Annotated in this window: 20 protein-coding genes; 9 read left to right on the top strand and 11 right to left on the bottom strand. The window is 70.0% G+C overall.

From position 1 onward, the window contains the following. Positions 1 to 78: 78 nt before the first annotated feature. Positions 79 to 1,884, bottom strand: coding sequence for a phosphomethylpyrimidine synthase ThiC (gene thiC, locus ACWD1Z_RS15500; protein ID WP_451118916.1), 1,806 nt, complete (start codon positions 1,882 to 1,884; stop codon positions 79 to 81). A 253-nt stretch (positions 1,885 to 2,137) separates the two neighbouring features. Between thiC and ACWD1Z_RS15495 the strand changes: the two genes are divergently transcribed. After that, positions 2,138 to 3,532 carry a YibE/F family protein gene (locus ACWD1Z_RS15495; RefSeq protein ID WP_389416575.1) on the top strand — a complete coding sequence of 465 codons (1,395 nt, stop codon included), beginning with the start codon at positions 2,138 to 2,140 and terminating at the stop codon, positions 3,530 to 3,532. Positions 3,533 to 3,698: 166 nt separating this feature from the next. Here the strand turns inward: ACWD1Z_RS15495 and ACWD1Z_RS15490 are convergent, their stop codons facing one another. From ACWD1Z_RS15490 to ACWD1Z_RS15475, 4 genes are all read right to left on the bottom strand, one after another. Then, positions 3,699 to 4,136 (bottom strand): SsgA family sporulation/cell division regulator, encoded by a 438-nt coding sequence (locus tag ACWD1Z_RS15490; protein WP_451118914.1) that lies wholly within the window; start codon positions 4,134 to 4,136, stop codon positions 3,699 to 3,701. Positions 4,137 to 4,234: 98 nt separating this feature from the next. Then, entirely contained in the window at positions 4,235 to 5,038 is an 804-nt protein-coding gene (locus ACWD1Z_RS15485) for an IclR family transcriptional regulator (protein ID WP_451118938.1), read from the bottom strand. 324 nt (positions 5,039 to 5,362) lie between these two features. Next, positions 5,363 to 5,575: a DUF5326 family protein gene (locus ACWD1Z_RS15480; RefSeq protein ID WP_451118912.1), complete on the bottom strand. Its 213-nt coding sequence runs from the start codon at positions 5,573 to 5,575 to the stop codon at positions 5,363 to 5,365. A gap of 255 nt (positions 5,576 to 5,830) precedes the next feature. After that, positions 5,831 to 6,148 carry a cupin domain-containing protein gene (locus tag ACWD1Z_RS15475; protein ID WP_250073700.1) on the bottom strand — a complete coding sequence of 106 codons (318 nt, stop codon included), beginning with the start codon at positions 6,146 to 6,148 and terminating at the stop codon, positions 5,831 to 5,833. Positions 6,149 to 6,208: 60 nt separating this feature from the next. On the opposite strand from ACWD1Z_RS15475, the gene ACWD1Z_RS15470 reads away from it, so the two are divergent. The 5 genes from ACWD1Z_RS15470 (at position 6,209) to ACWD1Z_RS15450 (ending at position 9,871) form a co-directional block, all read left to right on the top strand. Beyond that, entirely contained in the window at positions 6,209 to 6,586 is a 378-nt protein-coding gene (locus ACWD1Z_RS15470) for a phage holin family protein (RefSeq protein WP_451118910.1), read from the top strand. Between the two features lie 6 nt (positions 6,587 to 6,592). Next, positions 6,593 to 7,084 (top strand): low molecular weight protein-tyrosine-phosphatase, encoded by a 492-nt coding sequence (locus ACWD1Z_RS15465; protein WP_451118908.1) that lies wholly within the window; start codon positions 6,593 to 6,595, stop codon positions 7,082 to 7,084. Then, positions 7,081 to 8,217 (top strand): cystathionine gamma-lyase, encoded by a 1,137-nt coding sequence (locus tag ACWD1Z_RS15460; protein WP_451118907.1) that lies wholly within the window; start codon positions 7,081 to 7,083, stop codon positions 8,215 to 8,217. Before ACWD1Z_RS15465 ends, ACWD1Z_RS15460 begins: the two co-directional genes overlap by 4 nt. 216 nt (positions 8,218 to 8,433) lie before the next feature. After that, on the top strand, positions 8,434 to 9,339 hold the full coding sequence (locus tag ACWD1Z_RS15455; protein WP_451118905.1) for a LysR family transcriptional regulator: 906 nt from the start codon (positions 8,434 to 8,436) through the stop codon (positions 9,337 to 9,339). 49 nt (positions 9,340 to 9,388) lie between these two features. Then, a complete protein-coding gene (locus ACWD1Z_RS15450; protein WP_389416583.1) occupies positions 9,389 to 9,871 on the top strand; it encodes an NUDIX hydrolase in 483 nt (160 codons plus the stop codon). A 2-nt stretch (positions 9,872 to 9,873) separates the two neighbouring features. Here the strand turns inward: ACWD1Z_RS15450 and ACWD1Z_RS15445 are convergent, their stop codons facing one another. After that, positions 9,874 to 11,346 (bottom strand): globin domain-containing protein, encoded by a 1,473-nt coding sequence (locus ACWD1Z_RS15445; RefSeq protein ID WP_451118902.1) that lies wholly within the window; start codon positions 11,344 to 11,346, stop codon positions 9,874 to 9,876. Positions 11,347 to 12,051: 705 nt separating this feature from the next. Here ACWD1Z_RS15445 and ACWD1Z_RS15440 point away from each other — a divergent pair. After that, positions 12,052 to 12,918 (top strand): GNAT family N-acetyltransferase, encoded by an 867-nt coding sequence (locus ACWD1Z_RS15440; RefSeq protein WP_451118901.1) that lies wholly within the window; start codon positions 12,052 to 12,054, stop codon positions 12,916 to 12,918. A 171-nt stretch (positions 12,919 to 13,089) separates the two neighbouring features. On the opposite strand, the gene ACWD1Z_RS15435 is transcribed toward ACWD1Z_RS15440, so the two are convergent. Further along, positions 13,090 to 14,307 carry an MFS transporter gene (locus ACWD1Z_RS15435; protein ID WP_451118899.1) on the bottom strand — a complete coding sequence of 406 codons (1,218 nt, stop codon included), beginning with the start codon at positions 14,305 to 14,307 and terminating at the stop codon, positions 13,090 to 13,092. Between the two features lie 129 nt (positions 14,308 to 14,436). On the opposite strand from ACWD1Z_RS15435, the gene ACWD1Z_RS15430 reads away from it, so the two are divergent. Further along, positions 14,437 to 14,889, top strand: coding sequence for an N-acetyltransferase family protein (locus ACWD1Z_RS15430; RefSeq protein WP_451118897.1), 453 nt, complete (start codon positions 14,437 to 14,439; stop codon positions 14,887 to 14,889). 65 nt (positions 14,890 to 14,954) lie between these two features. On the opposite strand, the gene ACWD1Z_RS15425 is transcribed toward ACWD1Z_RS15430, so the two are convergent. Both ACWD1Z_RS15425 and dnaB read right to left on the bottom strand, forming a co-directional pair. Then, positions 14,955 to 16,340 (bottom strand): serine hydrolase domain-containing protein, encoded by a 1,386-nt coding sequence (locus ACWD1Z_RS15425; protein WP_451118896.1) that lies wholly within the window; start codon positions 16,338 to 16,340, stop codon positions 14,955 to 14,957. Positions 16,341 to 16,400: 60 nt separating this feature from the next. After that, positions 16,401 to 17,879: a replicative DNA helicase gene (gene dnaB / locus ACWD1Z_RS15420; RefSeq protein WP_451118894.1), complete on the bottom strand. Its 1,479-nt coding sequence runs from the start codon at positions 17,877 to 17,879 to the stop codon at positions 16,401 to 16,403. 460 nt (positions 17,880 to 18,339) lie between these two features. On the opposite strand from dnaB, the gene ACWD1Z_RS15415 reads away from it, so the two are divergent. Further along, positions 18,340 to 19,677 (top strand): MATE family efflux transporter, encoded by a 1,338-nt coding sequence (locus ACWD1Z_RS15415; RefSeq protein ID WP_451118892.1) that lies wholly within the window; start codon positions 18,340 to 18,342, stop codon positions 19,675 to 19,677. 146 nt (positions 19,678 to 19,823) lie between these two features. Here the strand turns inward: ACWD1Z_RS15415 and rplI are convergent, their stop codons facing one another. After that, on the bottom strand, positions 19,824 to 20,270 hold the full coding sequence (gene rplI / locus ACWD1Z_RS15410) for a 50S ribosomal protein L9 (RefSeq protein WP_250073675.1): 447 nt from the start codon (positions 20,268 to 20,270) through the stop codon (positions 19,824 to 19,826). 18 nt (positions 20,271 to 20,288) lie between these two features. Further along, positions 20,289 to 20,525 (bottom strand): 30S ribosomal protein S18, encoded by a 237-nt coding sequence (gene rpsR, locus ACWD1Z_RS15405; protein ID WP_003949403.1) that lies wholly within the window; start codon positions 20,523 to 20,525, stop codon positions 20,289 to 20,291. Positions 20,526 to 20,563: the final 38 nt, after the last annotated feature.

The following is a 20,563-nucleotide window of genomic DNA, read 5'->3' as shown; positions in this document are numbered from 1 at the left end:
GGTTCCTTTGTCCTTTGGGCCCCTTGTCCCCCGGGCACCCCCCCCGCCCCGCGGCCGACATGGACCCGTTCTCGGTGCTCAGTCCGCGATCGGCAGATACACGCGGTTGCCCGCGGCCGCGAACTCCTTGGACTTCTGGGCCATCCCGTCCTCGATCTCCCCCGCCGTGCTGCCGTGCTGCCGGCGGATGTCCTGGGAGATCTTCATCGAGCAGAACTTCGGACCGCACATGGAGCAGAAGTGGGCGGTCTTGGCCGGCTCCGCCGGGAGGGTCTCGTCATGGAACTCCCGGGCGGTGTCCGGGTCGAGGGCCAGGTTGAACTGGTCCTCCCACCGGAACTCGAAGCGGGCGTCGGACAGCGCGTCGTCCCAGTCCTGGGCGCCCGGGTGTCCCTTGGCGAGGTCGGCCGCGTGGGCGGCGATCTTGTAGGTGATGACGCCGGTCTTGACGTCGTCCCGGTTGGGCAGCCCCAGGTGCTCCTTGGGCGTGACGTAGCAGAGCATGGCCGTGCCCCACCAGGCGATCATCGCGGCACCGATGCCGGAGGTGATGTGGTCGTACGCCGGGGCGACATCCGTCGTCAGCGGGCCGAGCGTGTAGAACGGCGCCTCCTCGCAGATCTCCTGCTGAAGGTCGATGTTCTCCTTGATCTTGTGCATCGGGACATGTCCCGGGCCCTCGATCATGGTCTGGACGTTGAAGCTCTTGGCGATCCGGTTGAGTTCGCCGAGCGTCCGCAGCTCCGCGAACTGTGCCTCGTCGTTGGCGTCCGCGATCGAACCGGGCCGCAGGCCGTCGCCGAGCGAGTACGTGACGTCGTAGGCGGCGAGGATCTCGCAGAGCTCCTCGAAGTTCTCGTACAGGAAGCTCTCCTTGTGGTGCGCGAGGCACCACGCGGCCATGATCGAGCCGCCGCGGGAGACGATGCCGGTCTTGCGGTCGGCGGTCAGCGGCACATACGGCAGGCGGACGCCCGCGTGGACCGTCATGTAGTCCACGCCCTGCTCGGCCTGCTCGATGACGGTGTCCTTGTAGATCTCCCAGGTCAGTTCCTCGGCCTTGCCGTCGACCTTCTCCAGGGCCTGGTAGAGCGGCACGGTGCCGATGGGGACGGGGGAGTTGCGCAGCACCCACTCGCGGGTGGTGTGGATGTTGCGGCCGGTGGACAGATCCATGACCGTGTCGGCGCCCCACCGGGTCGCCCAGGTCATCTTCTCGACCTCCTCCTCGATGGAGGACGTCACCGCGGAGTTGCCGATATTGGCGTTGACCTTCACCAGGAACCGCTTGCCGATGATCATCGGCTCGATCTCCGGGTGGTTGACGTTGGCGGGCAGCACCGCGCGTCCCGCCGCGATCTCCTCACGGACCACCTCGGGCGCCACGTTCTCCCGGATGGCCACGTACTCCATCTCGGGCGTGATCTCGCCCCGGCGGGCGTACGCGAGCTGCGTGACCGCCTGCCCGTCCCGGCCGCGGCGCGGCAGCCGGGGGCGGCCGGGGAAGACCGCGTCGAGGTTGCGCAGCCCGCCGCGCGGTGAGGTGTGCTTGATCCCGTCGTCCTCGGGGCGGACGGGACGGCCCGCGTACTCCTCGGTGTCGCCGCGGCCGATGATCCAGTTCTCCCGCAGCGGGGACAGTCCCCGGCGGACGTCGGTGTCGACGCCCGGATCGGTGTACGGGCCGGAGGTGTCGTACAGCGTGACGGACTGCCCGTTGGTGAGGTGCACCTGACGGACCGGCACCTGCAGATCGGGGCGCGAGCCCTCGACATACGCCTTGTGCCAGCCGATGGACTTCCCGGCCTCATCGCTCGACGAACCGTTCGCACCGTTCGTCGCGTTCTGCGTGGAGGCAGGCGTGCGTGCGTCCTTGATGGTCATGAGACCTACTCCCTACGCCGGCATTACCCGGTAACAGGTTCGGCGGTCGACGCAGCGGCTTCCGTCTGCCGACGTTTCGTGTGCAACGTCACTCGCGTGTCGTGACGTTCCACGTGAAACATCGCTGGGACGGAGGTCAGCGCCCTCTCAGCCCGGTGCTCCGAGCTCCCGCGTGTACAAAGGTGCCCCCACGCTAGCGTCAATTCGGGCGCGGTGAACAGGGGGCCCCGGTCGTTCTTGCGATGATCGGTCGGTGACCACGACGCATGAACCCCCGTTCCCGCCCGAGCCGCCCCGCGGCCCCGGTTCCGGATCCACCGGTGGTGGTGACGGGCACGGGCACGGAAACGGCCATTCCCACAGCCATGCCCATGGACCGGCGGCCCCGGTCTCCAAGCATCTGCGCAAGGTCATCGCGGCGATCCTCATCCCGTTCGCCGCGGCGGTCGTCGTGGGGCTCGCGGTGCTGTGGCCGGGTGGCGCGCCCTCGCACGAGCGCACGGGAGTCGGCTTCGACCGTCAGACCCAGCAGGCCACCGTCACCAAGGTCGAGGAGGTCAGCTGCTCCTCGGTGAACGCCTCCGGAGTTCCCCCGACCGGCGACACCTCCACCGCGGAGGGCTCCTCGGCGCAGCAGCAGGAGGACGGCACCTGCAAGAAGGCGACGATCCGCGTCGACTCCGGCAAGGACAAGGGCCGCACCTTCACCGAGATCGTCCAGCCCGACCAGTCGCGCCAGCTGCACGAGGACGAGGAGGTCGTGGTCGCCTACGAGCCCTCGGCGCCCAAGGACCTCCAGTACTCGGTCACCGACGTCAACCGCCGGATCCCGATGGCGGTGCTCGCCGGTCTCTTCGCGCTGGCCGTCGTGGCGGTGGGCCGGCTGCGCGGTGTCATGGCGCTGATCGCGCTCGCCGTCAGCTTCCTGGTGCTGACCCTCTTCATCCTGCCCGCCATCCTCCAGGGATCGAACCCGCTGGTCGTGGCGGTGGTCGGGTCGAGCGCCATCATGTTGATCGCCCTCTACATGTGTCATGGCCTGTCGGCCCGGACGTCCGTGGCGGTTCTCGGGACGCTGATCTCGCTGCTGCTGATCGGCATCCTCGGCTCGGTCTTCATCGACTGGGCCGCCCTCACCGGCAACACGGACGACAACACCGGTCTGATCCACGGGCTGTACCCGGAGATCGACATGAGCGGTCTGCTGCTCGCGGGCATCATCATCGGTTCCCTCGGTGTCCTCGACGACGTGACGGTCACCCAGACCTCGGCCGTCTGGGAGCTGCACGAGGCCAACCCGACGATGGGCTGGCGGGGTCTGTACCGGGCCGGCATCCGGATCGGCCGCGACCACATCGCGTCCGTCGTCAACACCCTCGTCCTCGCCTATGCGGGCGCCGCGCTGCCGCTGCTGCTGCTCTTCTCGATCGCGCAGAGCAGTGTGGGCACGGTCGCCAACAGTGAGCTGGTCGCGGAGGAGATCGTGCGCACCCTGGTCGGTTCGATCGGCCTGGTCGCCTCGGTCCCGGTCACCACGGCGCTGGCCGCGCTGATGGTCGCCTCCGACCGCCCCGAGCGGGAGCCCGCCGCGGCCGGGGGCCGCCCGGCTCCGGCTCGGGGGGGACGGGGGCGGCGAAGGAAGCGGTGAGGCCGGGGGCTGGGGGCGGAGGAAGCGGTGAGGCCGGGGGCCGCCGCCACCTCCGACAGTCGGATTCCGGCCTCAACGGCCCGGCGCGGAGAAGAAGCGTTCCTGCACAACTCCAGGCCGCCTGCTGAAGCGTTACGGCTAGCTCCCGCCGCCCTGCCGCACCGCTTCAGCCCGCGCTCTGTTCCTCCGCCAGGATGCGGTCCAGTGCCTCGTCGAGGCTGGCGTCGAAGTCGGACAGCGCACCCTCCTGGCCCAGCGGCACGAGCTTGTCGGTGCGGTCGAGGAACGCCACGAGCGGTGCCGCGGAGGAACGGAACAGCGCGTGATCGCCGCCCACCTGAAGCCGGATCAGCACATCGCCGAGCGCGTCGGGGTCGGCCGGGGAGACCCGCACATCACCCTCACCGCATGGCCGACCCACCCCGTCGATCAGCAGCTCCCGCCCGAAGGCCCAGGTCACCGGCGCGTCTCCGGGCAAATGGAAGGTCAGCCGCACGGCGTAGGGATCGCAGGTCTCGTACCGCAGTTCCACCGGAATGCGGAAAGAGAGCTCCTCGGAGACGAGGAAGCTCATCATGACCTCTGCCTGTACGGACTCGTGCATCGCCTACCCCGTCATCTGCCGTGGATGTGGCCAGGAATGGTTCCCCGGCACAGAGAAATCTTGCTGAACGTACACGGGAGATCACAAGGAGTGAGTTTTCAGATACTGATAGAGATCGCCAGCGACCCCAGATGCCGTCCGATCTCGCTCTGCAGTTGCCGGGCCGCGACCAGCAGCCGGTCGGCCTGGTGGGCCGGGAGGGAGATGGCCATCGTCGCCGCCGTGGTACCGACGGTGATCGGAATCGCGGCGCACACCGTGCCCAGCGCGTACTCCTGACGCTCGGTCACCATCTCCATCCGGTCCATCCGGTCCAGCCGGCGCAGCAGCGTGTGGTCGTCGCGCACGGTGTACGGGGTGACGGGCTGCACGGGATAGCGCTCCAGGTGGTCGCGGCGGGTGGCCTCGTCCACCTGGGCCAGCAGACACTGCCCGATGGCGTGCGCGTGCCCGGTCTCCCGGAAGTCGGCCCACTCCTCGACCGCGGGGTTGCCCGGGGTGTCGGAGACGCACATGACCTCGATCTCGCCGTCCCGGTACACCGCGTAGTACACGGGCACCCCGATGGCGTCCCGCCAGTGCGCGAGCGCGTCGGCGACCGAGCTGCGACGTTTCTGCTGGGCTCCGCTGGTGCCCAGCCGCTCGGCTGCCTCCCCGAGGAAGAACAGGCCCTTGTCCCGGCGGAGATAGCCCTCGTGGACGAGGGTGCGCAGCAGGTGGTACGCGGTGGGCAGCGCCAGTCCGTTCTCCCGGGCCAGCTGCTTGGCGGGGGCGCCGTGCTCGTGCTCGGCGACGGATTCCAGCAGGCGCATGGCGCGCTGGACGGATCCGATGAGGGTCGCGGAGTGGGCGGCGCTCGCCGGATCGGGCGGGTTCCCGGAGCGCTCGGGCGTCGGCTGCACCGGGGGCCGGGCGCGGGTCCCGGCGCCGGGGTGGGGGGCCCGGTCGGGTGCGCGGCCTGCGGGGTTGTGGGCTGTGGGGTTGCGGACTGTCGGGTTCTCGGAGGGTGCGGTGTCAACCGTGGCCAAGGGTCACTCCCGAAGCGCGAGGGGGCAGCCCGTGCGGGGAACACGGGTGGGGGTGTACGCCGCTCGCGGGGTCGTCCCCGCGTCGATTTCCGGACTCTATTCGTCCGCCACCGCTCGCAGACGGCCTGCCAGGGAAACTTCCCTCGGCCGAGGGAACCGATGCTTCTGGTTACCGTTCGCCCGTTGCCCGCGGGCCCGTCAGAAGTCGCTCCGCGAGGAAGAGCTCGACGTGAACTTCCGTACGACGTAAATGAGTCCGCCGACCAGGGCCACGAAGACCAGCACCTTGAACAGCAGCCCGATGACGAAGCCGACGATGTTCGCTATCAGCCCGCCGAACACCACCAGGGCGATGACCGGCACCGCGATCCACTTCACCCACCACGGCAGTCCCGCGAAGATCTCACCCATCGTCCTCGTCCTTACCTCTCCGCCCGCCGCTGTGCCGGGTCCGGTAGGACGGCCCGCGCTGTGCGGGCGGGCCGTCTCTTCGTGCCTGCCTTCGATGCTAGGGGCGCGGAGGGCGTCGGCGGGGGCCTCGCGCCCCCTGTCCTCCCCTGATCGATCCCCTAGGGAATCCGGGGGTCGGACCCTCAGCTGCCGGGGCAACCCTCAGCTCTCGGGCGGCCTTCAGCTCTCAGGCGGCCTTCAGCTCTCAGGCGGCCTTCAGCTCTCAGGCGGAGAGAACACCACGAGCACCCGCAGGTCCTCGCTGATGTGGTGGAACTTGTGGGCCACGCCGGCCGGCACGTACACCACGCTGCCGCGCGCCACCTGCGTGGTCTCCAGGCCGACCGTGATCGCGGCCCGGCCGCTCACGACGAAGTAGACCTCGTCCTGCTGGTGCGGCTGCTGGGGATCGTGATCGCCCGCGTCGAGCGCGTACAGACCGACCGACATGTTCCGTTCACGCAGAAACTGCAGGTAGGCGCCGTCATTGGCGGCGCGTTCCGCCTCCAGTTCATCCAACCGGAATGCCTTCATCGCTCTTGCCCGCCCTCGTCACACTGCTCGCAGCCGATCTCGTCTGCCACGATCAGACACATGAAGAATTTCGTAGTCAAGACGATCGCCAACGCGGGTGCCCTGGCGGTCGCCGTATGGCTGCTGGACAAGATCACTCTCACCGGCGACAGCACCGGCAAGAAGGTCGGCACCCTGCTCCTGGTCGCGCTGATCTTCGGCGTGGTCAACGTCCTGGTGAAGCCGGTCGTCAGCCTGCTGAGCCTGCCGCTGCTCATCCTCACGCTCGGCCTGTTCACCCTGGTCGTCAACGCGCTGATGCTGCTGCTGACCTCCTGGCTCGCCGACACCGTCGACCTGAGCTTCCATGTCGAGGGCTTCTGGACCGCCGTCCTCGGCGGCCTGATCATCTCGATCGTCTCCTGGGCGCTCAACGTCCTGCTGCCCGACGGGGACTGAGCGCCGATGACCTACCGCGTCTGCTTCGTGTGCACCGGCAACATCTGCCGCTCCCCGATGGCCGAGTCCGTCTTCCGCGCGCGGGTGGCCGAGGCCGGGCTCGACGGCCTCGTCGAGGTCGACAGCGCCGGCACGGGCGGCTGGCACGAGGGCGACCCGGCCGACCCGCGCACGGTCGCGGTCCTGGAGCTGCACGGCTACGACAGCGGCCACACCGCCCGGCAGTTCCAGGCGTCCTGGTTCGCCCGACTGGATCTGGTCGTGGCGCTCGACGAGGGCCACCTCAAGGCGCTGCGCCGGCTGGCCCCCACCGAGCAGGACGCGGCGAAAGTGCGGCTGCTGCGCTCCTACGACCCCGCTGCCGGGGACGATCTCGACGTACCCGACCCGTACTACGGGGGCGCAGAGGGCTTCGAGGAGTGCCTGGCGATGGTCGAGGCGGCGAGCGGCGGTCTGCTGGACGCGGTGCGCCAGGAGACCGGGGAGCGGGCGGCGTGAGCGGCGCCGGGGGCCCGGGAGACGGCACGCGCGCGGTGCGTGCCGGACTGCCCGAGCCGGTCAAGCACGAGCCCACCCTGCCCGGTCCGGTGTTCGCCGCGCACTTCCATCTGCCGGGCGAGCCCACCGGCCCGTACACCTACGGCCGCGACGAGAACCCCACCTGGACCCATCTGGAGCGGGCCATCGGGGAGCTGGAGGCGCCGGACGAGGACGGCGTCGAGACGCTGGTGTTCGCCTCGGGCATGGCCGCCGTCTCCGCGGTGCTGTTCTCCCGGCTGCGCGCCGGGGACGCGGTCGTGCTGCCCAGCGACGGCTACCAGGCGCTGCCCCTGGTACGCGACCAGCTGGGGGCGTACGGCATCGAGGTGCGCACCGCGCCGACCGGCGGCGACGCCCAGCTCGACGTCCTCGACGGCGCCCGGCTGCTGTGGCTGGAGACGCCCTCCAATCCCGGCCTGGACGTCTGCGACATCCGGCGCCTCGTCGAGGCGGCACACGCGCGTGGCGCCCTCGTCGCCGTCGACAACACCCTTGCCACGCCCCTCGGGCAGCGCCCGCTGGAGCTCGGCGCCGACTTCTCGGTGGCGAGCGGCACCAAGCAGCTCACCGGGCACGGCGACATCCTGCTCGGCTACGTCTGCGGACGCGCCGACGAGGCGATGACCGCCGTCCGCCGCTGGCGCAAGATCGTCGGCGCGATTCCGGGCCCCATGGAGGCATGGCTCGCGCACCGCTCCCTCGCCACGCTCCAGTTGCGCGTGCTCCGGCAGAACGCCACCGCCCTGGCGGTCGCCGAGGCCCTGCGCGACTGGCCCGAAAAGCTCGGGGTGCGCTACCCGGGGCTGCCGGCCGACCCCTCCCACCCGACCGCCGCCCGGCAGATGCGGGGCTACGGGTGCGTGGTCTCCTTCACGCTCCCCACGCGCGCGCGTGCCGACCGCTTTCTCGACGCGCTACGGCTCGTGGACGACGCGACCAGCTTCGGCGGGCTGCGGTCCACGGCCGAGCGGCGCGGGCGCTGGGGCGGGGACGCGGTGCCGGAGGGCTTCATCCGGCTGTCGGTGGGTGCCGAGGACGCCGAGGACCTGGTGGCGGATGTGCTGCGCGCGTTGGAGGAGTCGGCGCGCTGAGCGCCTCGGGGGGCCTGCGCTACGTACAACGGACGGTCCGAGCCTCCCCCCTCGTGGCTCGGACCGTCCTCGGTTCTGCGCGCGAAGAACCGCGCACACAAGGCTAGTTGACTGTGTGTCAGTGTCCAATCACAGTAGCGACACAGGCCTATCGACATATTTATAGTTGGGCCCGGCCGGGGGGCTTGAGGAGGGCTGAACAGGGGAGGGTGAGGCATGGACTTGGCCTTGTTGCGCACCTTCGTGACCGTGCACCGGGCCGGTTCCTTCACCCGCGCCGCCGCCCTGCTCGGGCTGTCCCAGCCCGCCGTGACCTCCCAGATACGCACCCTCGAACGGCAGCTGGGCCGCCCCCTGTTCCTCCGGCAGGCGCGCGGCGTGACCCCGACGACCATCGGCGACGAACTCGCGCACAAGGCCGCCCCCCACCTGGACGCTCTGGTCGAGATCACCGAGTCCGGCCTCGACGACGAGTCCTCCCTGCGCACCCTCCATCTCGCCGGACCGCCCGAGTTCACCGCCGAACGGGCCCTGCCCGCGCTGACCGAGCTCACCGGCGACGACGGCCAGGGCTTCGCGCTGCGGGCCTCCTTCGGAAACGCCGAGGAGACACTGGAAGGGCTGGCCGCCGGACATCATGATCTGGCCATCTGCACCGCCCGCCCGCGCGGCGCTCTGCTCACCGCGACTGCCCTCTGCGACGAAGAGCACGTCCTGCTCGCCGCGCCGCGCTGGGCCGGGAGGATCGGCGCCGCACCACCGTGCCGCGGCGGAGCGACCGCACTGGAGGACGTGCCGGTGATCGAGGTGCACGAGTCGCTGCCCTTCGTCTCCCGCTACTGGGCCTCCGTCTTCGACTCCCGCCCGGCCGTGCCCGGCACCGTCATCGTCCCCGATCTACGGGCGGTCCTGGCCTGTGCGGTCGCGGGCGCCGGCCTCGCGGTGCTGCCCCGCTACCTCTGTGTGCCCGCCCTGGAGCGCGGCGACGTCGTCGCCCTGCACGAACCCGCCGTACCGCCGCTGCGGACGTATTTCCTGGTGGTGCGCACCGGGACGCTGGCGATGCCGCACATCGCGCGCGCCCATGAGTGGCTGCTGCAGGCGGCCGCCGACTGGTGCTGAGCCGCCGTCGCGATGTTTCACGTGGAACCAGCCGGGCCACATTTCTCCCATGACCGTCCGACCCGTGGTCAAGCGCACCGCCCGCGCCGTTCTGCTGGACGGTGACGACCTGATCCTGATCAAGCGCACCAAGCCGGGCATGGATCCCTACTGGCTGACCCCCGGCGGCGGGGTCGAGCCCACGGACACGACCGTGGTGGACGCCCTGCACCGCGAGGTGTACGAGGAACTCGGCGCCAAGATCGTCGATGTGGTGCCCTGCTTCGTCGACACCGTCGAGCACATCGGCGACGACGGCGGCGCGACCGGGGTGAAGGTGCAGCACTTCTTCGTCTGCCGTCTGGTGTCGATGGACACGTCCCTGCGGCACGGTCCGGAGGTCGACGAGCCGATCGGCGAGTACGAGATCGTGCGGGTGCCGTTCACCCGCGTCGGCATCGCCTCCGTCCACCTCGTCCCGCTGTCGCTGCGGCACTATCTGGACGGCAACATCGAGGGCGTACGCGCCATGCACGCCCCGGACCTCGGCTGAACTCAGCTCCCCGCGGCGACCAGTTCCTCCAGCGCGTCATGGCGGATGCGTTCCGCGGGGACACCGGTGTTCCGGAGGGCGTCCACACCGGTGCGGATCATCCCCGGCGGGCCCGAGATGTACGCGTCGTACTCGTACCAGGGTCCGAACTCTCGTATGGCGTCCGGCAGCTGGACCAGCCCGTGCCGGTCCACCACGGGGCGCACCTCCAGCCACGGATGCGCCTGCTGGAGCCTGAGCATCGTGTCGATGTCGTACAGGTCGTGGTCGCTGCGGGCGCCGTAGAACACCTCGACCGGCCGCCGCTCGCCGTGCTCGGCGACATCCTCGACCAGGGCCTTGATGGGGGCTATCCCGGTGCCGCCGCCGACGCAGAGCAGTCCGCTGTCGGTGGTGTGGTCCACGGTCATCGAGCCGGCCGGCGGGCCGAGCCGCAAAATGTCCCCGGGCCGGGCCCGGTGCACCAGCGCGTTGGAGACCCACCCGGCGGGGACGGCCTTCACATGGAACGACAGCAGCCCGTCGGAGCGGGGCGCCGAGGCGAAGGAGTAGTGCCGCCAGATCCGCGGCCACCAAGGTGTCTCCAGGCTGGTGTACTGGCCGGCGAGGAAGGGGTAGGGCTGGTCGGGGCGGACGGTGACGACCGCGACGTCCGGGGTCCGCAGCTCGTGCGCGACGACCTCCGCGTACCACCAGGCCGGGGCGCGCAGCTCGTCCGCCGCCGCCGCGTCGATCATCACCTGCGAGATGGTCGTGTACGTCCGCACCCAGGCCGCCTCCGTCTCCGCGTCCCAGACGGCGGAGGCGTACTTGCTCAGCGCGCCGATGAGGCACTCGCCCACGGCCGGGTAGTGCTCGGGCCGGGTGCCGTACTTGCGATGGCCGCGGCCCAGGTTCTGCAGATACGCGACCAGGACCTCGGTGTTGTCGATGTGCTCGGCCGCCGTGAGCAGCGCCTTGAGCAGCCGGTCCCGCTGGGTGTCCATGGCGGCCGGGAACAGGGAGCGCAGGTCGGGGTGGCGGACGAAGAGCAGCGCGTAGAAGTAGGAGGTCACCTTGTCGGCGACGGGACCGACTTCGGCCATCGTCCGGCGGACCAGTACGGCGTCCGGGGAAGCCTGCTGCGCTGCGGCGGGGCGCTGACCGGAGAGACGGGGCTCGGGCGGGGCGGGGGTGGTGGGCTGGAGGGGTGTCTCGGGCACTGGGGCCTCCGGTGCTGCGGGCGGGGTGGCCTCCGGTGCTGCGGGCGCTGGGGCCTCCGGCGCTGCGGGCGGTGCAGTTTCCTGCCGCGCACCCGGGGCCGCCCCGGCGTCGGCCCCCGGTCTGCCCACCGGGCGCATCGCGGCCAGCCGGTTGCCCTCGGTCGTCTCCGGCTCACTGCCCTGACTCGTCGTCGGCTGGGTGCGCGGCGTGAACCAGCCGCTGCCGCCGCCGGAAGTGCCGTTGTCGGCCGACGTGGTGGTCGGAGCGTCCATGGTGTGTGCCTCGCCTCGAACATCTTTCGGTCGGTCTGCGCACTTCCTCGGCCGGAAGGTGCCTGCTTCCCCCGCAGACGGCTTGCTTTCCCGTTCGGTGCCCCTGGCCCGTACAGCCACATTCAAACCTGTGTGCACACTTCGTACGGACAAGTAACGGAAGAGTGTGACATTGGCCGCAGTCCTGTCACCGCAGCGTCCCACCGCGTGTGCACACCCCGGCCGCATAAGCGCAATCGCGGGTCTTCGATCTCTCCGTCCCGTTAGGCTGCGTTGCCCTTTTCCCGGCTCGCACGGGTCGTGTGCGGTCATCCCGGAGCCCGTCCCGGATGCGAACCGGAGTCGACCCTACCGGCCAGCGCTCCGCACACAAGTCCCCCCATCCCCCGTCACGTGTCGACCAGGGGTGAAGCCGTGACTTCTTTCAATTACCGGGCAGGCCGCACCAATTCATAGGGTTCCCGTAGATCCTGCTCCGTGGAGCACCGCATCGCCGGACGGGGGCTGCCGTCCTGGTCGACCGCCCCGGAGGTCGGTACGGCTGCGAACAGGCCCGTGTCCGGCCGGTCCGGCGCGAGGTGTTCGTCCATGTTTCACGTGAAACCACGTTCCCCCGGCGCCCGAGCCCATGCTGTGGGCAAAAGCTCGTACGACTCCTCGGAAACGGGTGGACGGCAAGGCCACCCGTCAGACAGCCTGACCTGCGTGTCGACACCTTCCCCCGCCGCTCTGCCCATCCGCCCCCTGACGCCGCGTGACCTCGCCGCCTGCGCCGACCTGTCCGAGAACCGGGGCTGGCCCCGGGAGGAACACAAGTGGGGCTTCCTCCTCACCGCGGGCCAGGGCTACGGCATCGACGACCCCGACGGCGGACTCATCGGCGCCTGCGTGGTCACCGAGTACGGCCGGCCCGGGCGCCCCGATCTGGCGGCCGTCGGCATGGTGCTGGTCGCCGAGCAGCACGCCCGCCGGGGCATCGGGCGCCACTTGATGCGGCATGTCCTCTCGGTCCAGGGCACCACCCCGCTGACGCTGCACGCGACGCCGAACGGCCGGCCGCTCTACGAGGAGCTCGGCTTCAAGGTCACCGGCCGAGCCGAGATGCTGCGCGGCCATTTCACGCCCCGTGGCCCGGAGCCGGGGGTCCCCACGCGCGCGGCCACCGCCGAGGACCTTGCCGCGATTCTCCGGCTCGACGAAGAGGTCTTCGGTTCGGACCGCACACCTCTGCTCACCCGGCTGCCCGCCTTCGCCGATCGGTTGCGGGTGGCGGAGGAGGACGGCCGGATCACCGGATTCGCGGCCGCCTGGCCCAACATGGACACCCATGTCGTCGGCCCGCTGATCGCCCGTGACACCCGGACCGCGCAGGCCCTGATCGCCTCCCTCGCCGCGCACACCGACCGGCCCCTGCGCACCGACATCGACGTACGGCACGAAGAGCTGCTGGCCTGGGCCAAGGAGCGGGGCCTGGCGTCCGTCGCCTTCAACTCGGTGATGACCTACGGCATCCCCGAGCTGCCCGGAGACTGGCAGCGGCGGTTCGCCCCTCTCACGGTGGCGGCGGGCTGAGCCACCCGGACACGACGACGCCGGTTCCCCGGGCTGTGGGGAACCGGCGTTGGTGTGTGGTCAGCGGTGGGGCAGAGCCGCCTTCATCTCGTCGCTCGGTGAGCGGTGGGGCAGGGCCTGCTTCCCGACGCCCGGTCAGCGGTGGGCCAGGGCCTGCTCCCCGACGCCCGGTCAGCGGTGGGCCAGGGCCTGCTTCTCGACGGGCGCGACGGGCGGGGACCCGGCGACGACGGCCCCGGTCCTCCGTTCGCGGCGTTCCAGGCCGGCCGAGAGGAAGGCCAGGAGCAGCGCGGACGCGGCGAGGGCGGCGCCGACCCAGTTGGGGGCGGTGTACCCGAGGCCGGCCGCGATGACGAGGCCACCGAGCCAGGCGGCGAGCGCGTTGCCGAGGTTGAAGGCCCCGATGTTCACGGCCGAGGCCAGTGTCGGAGCACCGTGGGCCTGGTCGAGGACGCGCTTCTGCAGCGGCGGGACGGTGGCGAAGCCCAGGGCGCCGATGAGCGTGATGGTGACGGCCGCCAGGACCTTGTGGTGGGCGGTGAGCGTGAACAGCGCCAGCACGACGGCGAGGGCGCCCAGAGAGACGTACAGCAGAGGCATCAGCGCGCGGTCGGCGAACCGACCGCCGACGAGGTTGCCGCCGACCATGCCGAGCCCGAAGAGCACCAGGAGCCAGGTGACCGAGCCGTCGGCGAAACCGGTGACGTGGGTCATCATCGACGCGATGTAGGTGATGGCCGCGAAGACTCCGCCGAAGCCGAGCACGGTCATCGCCATCGCGAGCAGGACCTGGGCGTTCTTGAAGGCGGCCAGCTCATGGCGCAGCCGTACGCCTTCCGGCCGGGGCAGGTCGGGGACCAGGCGGGCGATGCCGGTCAGGCCGATCACCCCGAGGGCGGCGACGATACCGAAGGTGACGCGCCAGCCGATGGACTGTCCGACGAAGGTGCCGAGCGGGACGCCGACGACGTTGGCGACGGTGAGGCCGGTGAACATCATCGCGATGGCGCCGGCCTTCTTGTCCGGGGCGACCAGCTCGGCCGCGACGACCGAGCCGATGCCGAAGAAGGCGCCGTGGGCGAGTGAGGCGACGATGCGGCCGGTCAGCATGACGGCGAAGGCCGGGGCGAGCGCGGAGAGCAGGTTTCCGGCGATGAACAGGCCCATCAGCAGCATCAGCATCCGCTTGCGGGAGATCCTGGTGCCGACCACGGTCATCAGCGGCGCTCCGGCCACGACGCCGAGCGCGTAGCCGGTCACGAGCAGGCCCGCGGTAGGGATCGAGACCCCGAAGTCGGCCGCGACCTCGGGCAGCAGGCCCATGATCACGAACTCGGTCGTCCCGATTCCGAAGGCCCCGATCGCCAGGGCCAGGAGCGCGAGCGGCATGGGGAGCCACCTTCCCAGAAGATTGCAGTAGAGCTTTACGCGTCACGACAATACTTGCACGCGCGTTATATCTGCAAGCGCAGGCAACCGCTCCTCGCTGGCGGGTGCCCTCCGCATAGGGTGAGCCACATGGGAGATCTGGAGATACGCCCCGCCACCGCGGACGACGTTCCGGCGATCGTCGCCATGCTCGCCGACGACCCCCTGGGGGCCCAGCGCGAGTCGCCCGACGACCTGACCCCCTACCTGACGGCCCTGGACCGCCTGAGCCGCGATCCGAACCAGCTGCTGATGGTGGCCGAGCGGGGAGGACGGGTCGTCGGAACCCTCCAGCTCACGCTCATCCCCGGACTCTCCCGCAAGGGCGCCACCCGCTCCGTCATCGAGGCCGTCCGCATCCACGCCGACGAGCGCGGCAGCGGCCTGGGAACGCAGTTCATCGAGTGGGCGGTCGACGAGTCCCGGCGCCAGGGCTGCCGACTCGTCCAGCTGACCTCGGATGCCTCCCGCACCGACGCCCACCGCTTCTACGAGCGGCTCGGCTTCGAGGCCTCCCACGTGGGCTTCAAACGCATCCTGTGACCGGCCGAGATGCCCTGTTTCACGTGAAACAGGGCTGCGCCAGGGCGCTCTCCCCTCGGCAGCCGCTACGGAATCCCCCGCCACCCCTCCGGGTCCACCCCACCCGGCACCGGAGCGCCCTCGTCGTACGGCTGACGCGTGAACACGAACGACCCGAGATCGAGATGGCTCACCGTCCCGTCCGGACGCCGTACGGCCTGGAGGCGCTCTCCGGCGTAGTACCCCTCAAGACCGGTCCAGGTGCCGTCACCGTTGGCCCGGAACCGTGAACGCCGGCCCTTGCCGGACAGCGGCTCCAGCGAGACGAGCCCATCGGCCGTCAACCGCAGCGCGAAGGCATACGTCCCCCAGTACCACTGGCCCGCCAGTTCCAGGACGGCAGGATCGACCTCGGTCATGGGCCGCCAGGGTTCGGGGATCCGCGGCTCCGCCTCGGCGACGATGCGCACCAGGTCGGCGGCGACCAGGGAGAGCAGCGGGCCCGAGGTGCAGTTGGCGAGCACGACCGCCGCGACATCGTCGCTCTCGCTGAAGAAGAGGCTCGCCAGGAAGCCCGGCAGCGACCCCGAGTGCCCGGCGAGCAGTCGGCCGTGCCGGTACTGAATCTGCAGCCCCAGTCCGTACGCGGCCCCGTCGGCGACATCCGCGGACTCGCCCGGCGCGGCCGGTTCCCGCATCTCCCGTACGCTCGCCGCACTCAGCACCCGGTCGTCCCCCTTGACCAGGAAGGCCGCGAACCGCGCCAAGTCGGCCGTGGTGGACCACAGTTGCCCGGCCGGAGCCATCCGCCCCAGGTCCTCCGCGGGCTCCGGCAGCATCACATCGGCCCAGGGGTGCACCGCCCAGCCGCCCGCGTGCGGCGCCTTCGGTCGCCCGCTGGTGCGGTTCAGCCCCAGGGGTTCGAGCACTTCACTGCGCAGGACGTCCTCCCAGGGCGCCCCCCGCAGCTTCTCCACCAGGGCGCCCAGCAAGGTGTAGCCAGGGTTGGAGTAGTGGTGGCGCCGGCCCACGGGATGCAGCAGAGGCTGTTCTCCGAGTACATCGGCGAGTTCGGGCCTCATCGAGCCGGGCGTCCGCTCCCACCAGGGCGCCGGGGACTCGGCGGCCAGTCCACCGGTGTGGGCGAGCAGTTCGGCGACCGTGGCCTCCCCCGCGCCGGTACCCGGCAGATGCTTCTCCAACGGGTCACCGAGGTCGAGCAGCCCCTCGTCGCGCAGCCTCATGACCAGAACGGCCGTGAAGGTCTTGGTGATCGAGCCGATCCGGTACTGCACGTTCTCGTCGGGACCGTGCTCCTCGACCGAGGTCCGGGATCCGTGCCACACCGCGCGCCCGTCCCGTACGACCGCCGCGACCAGCGACGGCGTCCGCCCCTCGGCCTGGGCCACGGCGATCCGGTGCGACAGCGCCCGCCGGGTCCCGGGCAGCAACTCTTCCTGAGGTGTCGTCATCCCCCCAGTCCACCCCGAGGGGGCCGCGGGAGTCGAGCGCATCACCGCGGAGCGCAGGGATCAGGTCTGGGCCATGTCGACGAAGCGGGAGTAGTGGCCCTGGAAGGCCACCGTGATCGTCGCCGTCGGACCGTTACGGTGCTTGCCCACGATGATGTCCGCCTCGCCCGCGCGCGGGGACTCCTTCTCGTAGGCGTCCTCACGGTGCAGCAGGATCACCATGTCGGCGTCCTGCTCGATGGAGCCGGACTCACGCAGGTCGGACACCATCGGCTTCTTGTCGGTGCGCTGTTCGGGTCCACGGTTCAGCTGGGAGAGCGCGATCACCGGGACCTCCAGTTCCTTGGCCAGCAGCTTGAGGTTACGGGACATGTCCGAGACCTCCTGCTGACGGCTTTCGGAGCGCTTGGAGCCACCGGACTGCATCAGCTGGAGATAGTCGATGATCACGAGCTTGATGTCGTTGCGCTGCTTCAGCCGGCGGCACTTGGCGCGGATCTCCATCATCGACAGGTTCGGGGAGTCGTCGATGTAGAGCGGCGCGGCCGAGACCTCCGGCATCCGGCGCGCCAGCCGGGTCCAGTCCTCGTCCGTCATGGTGCCGGAGCGCATGTGGTGCAGGGCGACCCGCGCCTCGGCCGACAGCAGACGCATCGCGATCTCGTTGCGCCCCATTTCGAGGGAGAAGATGACGCTCGCGAGGTTGTGCTTGATCGACGCCGCCCGCGCGAAGTCCAGGGCGAGCGTGGACTTGCCCATGGCGGGACGGGCCGCGATGACGATCATCTGGCCGGGGTGCAGGCCGTTGGTGAGCGAGTCGAGGTCGGTGAACCCGGTGGGCACACCGGTCATCTCGCCGGTACGCGAGCCGATCGCCTCGATCTCGTCGAGCGCGCCCTCCATGATGTCGCCGAGCGGCAGATAGTCCTCGCTGGTGCGCTGCTCGGTGACGGCGTAGATCTCCGCCTGGGCGCGGTTGACGATCTCGTCGACGTCGTCGTCGGCCGCGTATCCCATCTGGGTGATGCGGGTCCCGGCCTCCACCAGGCGGCGCAGGACGGCGCGCTCGTGGACGATCTCCGCGTAGTACTCGGCGTTCGCCGCCGTCGGCACCGTCTGGACGAGGGTGTGCAGATAGGAGGCGCCGCCGACCTTGTTGATCTCGCCGCGCTTGGTGAGCTCGGCGGCGATGGTGATGGGGTCGGCCGGCTCGCCCTTGGCGTAGATGTCCAGGATCGCCTGGAAGATCGTCTCGTGCGCGGGCTTGTAGAAGTCATGGCCCTTGAGGACCTCGACGACGTCCGCGATGGCGTCCTTGGACAGGAGCATGCCACCGAGGACGGACTGCTCGGCGTCCAGGTCCTGGGGCGGCACCCGCTCGAAGGCCGAACCGCCGCCGTCCCACTCGCCGCTCTCCCGGCCGCGGTCGTGCTGCTCGTCCCGGCCCCGGCCCCCGTCACTGCGGCGCCGGGAAGCAGGCAGACGATCACTGGGCCCGCTGCCGGCCCACGGGTCGTCCAAGGGCTCGGAAATACTCACCGAGCCACCTCCTCCCGTCCGCCGAGCGGACCCTCGCGTGCCTCTCATTTCTACGGCACGCCACTGACAAATAAGACGCCCAACTCCGGTTCTGGGGCCGTCGGTTTTGTGTCGTTTTCTCGACCGACGGACGGAGCGGGCGCCGGTCCACGGTAGGCCCCACGGCACCGTCAGCCAATCTGGTTATCCACAGGCCATGTGGACGACGGCCCGGATGCTGTGGAGAACTCCGCAAAACCTGTGCACGACCCGGTGGACAGCCCTGTGAACAAGCCGCGCAGCTTTCCGAAACACCGCCTCTGACCTGGACATATCCCATCCACCGGCTGTGCAGAAGAAAAAGTTTTCCAGTCGGCGCAAGATCACTTCGAACGGTGCGCGAGAGCACACACGCTGAGACGAACAGTAAGGGTCACTTCTCCATTGCATCTCTTACCTGTGGACGATTAGATTGGTGCTCATGACACAGGCTCCCGCGACCCCCAAGGCCACTCGCCGTCGGCACGATCGAGAGATCATCGCGCTGGCCGTCCCGGCCTTCGGCGCACTCGTCGCCGAGCCCCTCTTCGTCATCGCCGACAGCGCCATCGTCGGCCACCTCGGCACCGCCCAACTCGCCGGCCTCGGCGTCGCCTCCGCACTCCTGATGACCGCCGTGAGCGTCTTCGTCTTCCTTGCCTACGCCACCACCGCGGCCGTCGCCCGACGCGTCGGCGCCGGAGACCTCCAGGCCGCCATCCGCCAGGGCATGGACGGCATCTGGCTCGCCCTCATCCTCGGTGCCGCCGTCATCGCGGTCGTCCTGCCCACAGCACCGTTCCTCGTGGACCTCTTCGGCGCCTCCGACACCGCAGCCCCGTACGCGATCACCTATCTCCGGATCTCCGCCCTCGGCATACCGGCGATGCTCGTCGTCCTTGCCGCCACCGGCGTCCTGCGCGGACTCCAGGACACCCGGACACCGCTGTACGTCGCCCTCGCCGGCTTCATCGCCAACGCTGTCCTCAACGTCGGCCTCGTCTACGGCGCCGGCCTCGGGATCGCCGGATCCGCCTGGGGCACCGTCATCGCCCAGTGCGGCATGGCCGCCGCCTACCTCGTGGTCGTCGTCCGCGGCGCCCGCAAGCACCATGCCTCCCTGCGTCCCGACGCCGCCGGAATCAGGGCCTGCGCCCAGGCCGGTGTGCCGCTGCTGGTGCGGACGCTTTCGCTGCGCGCCATCCTGATGATCGCCACCGCGGTCGCCGCCCGCCTCGGTGACGCCGACATCGCGGCCCACCAGATCATCCTGTCGTTGTGGAGCCTGCTCGCCTTCGCCCTGGACGCAATCGCCATCGCCGGACAGGCGATCATCGGCCGCTACCTCGGTGCGGGCGATGCCGAGGGCGCTCGCGCCGCCTGCCGCCGCATGGTGGAGTGGGGCATCGCGGCCGGTGTCGTCCTGGCCCTGCTGGTGGTGGTGGCGCGGCCCTTGTTGCTGCCGCTCTTCACCAGCGACTCGGTCGTCCAGGACACCGCCCTGCCCGCTCTGCTCATGGTGGCGCTCTCCCAGCCGATCTGCGGCGTGGTCTTCGTCCTGGACGGCGTACTGATGGGCGCGGGCGACGGACCGTATCTGGCGTGGGCCATGGTGGTCACCCTCGCCGTCTTCACTCCGGTCGCCCTGCTTGTCCCTGTTCTCGGCGGGGGACTGACCGCGGTCTGGGGAGCGATGACCCTGATGATGACGGTCCGGATGGTGACCCTCTGGCTCCGCGCCCGCTCGGGTCGCTGGATCGTCACCGGCGCGACGCGCTGACTGTTTCACGTGAAACCGGCGTTTCACGTGAAACATGGCCGAGCTCCTGTTTCACGTGAAACATGGCCGAGACGCCAGGCACGAAGAAGGGGCCGCACCCCATGGGCGCGGCCCCTTCTCTCAGCTCTTCGAGCCGAGCACGGCGATCAGGCCGCGACGACCTCGATGTTGACCTTGGCGGCAACCTCGGGGTGCAGACGCACGGACGTCTCGTGAGCGCCCAGCGTCTTGATCGGCGAACCGAGCTCGATGCGGCGCTTGTCGACCTCGGGGCCACCGGAAGCCTTGATCGCGGAAGCGATGTCGGCCGGGGTGACGGAACCGAAGAGACGACCGGCGTCGCCGGAGCGGACGGCCAGGCGGACCTTGACGCCCTCGAGCTGGGCCTTCACAGCGTTGGCCTGCTCGATGGTCTGGATCTCGTGGATCTTGCGAGCACGACGGATCTGCTCGACGTCCTTCTCGCCACCCTTGGTCCAGCGGATCGCAAAGTTCCGCGGGATCAGGTAGTTGCGAGCGTAACCGTCCTTGACGTCGACGACGTCGCCCGCGGCACCGAGGCCGGAGACCTCGTGGGTGAGGATGATCTTCATGAGTCGGTCACCCTTCCCTTATCGCGCGGTGGAGGTGTAGGGCAGCAGCGCCATCTCACGGCTGTTCTTCACAGCCGTGGCGACGTCACGCTGGTGCTGCGTGCAGTTGCCGGTCACGCGGCGGGCACGGATCTTGCCGCGGTCGGAAATGAACTTCCGCAGCATGTTCGTGTCCTTGTAGTCCACGTACGTGACCTTGTCCTTGCAGAAAGCGCAGACCTTCTTCTTCGGCTTGCGCACAGGCGGCTTCGCCATGGTGTATCTCCTGTGTGATCAAGAAGTGTGGGTACGAC

The sequence above is a fragment of the Streptomyces sp. NPDC002784 genome, from assembly GCF_053592135.1.
This window is presented reverse-complemented; position numbering and strand designations above follow the sequence as displayed.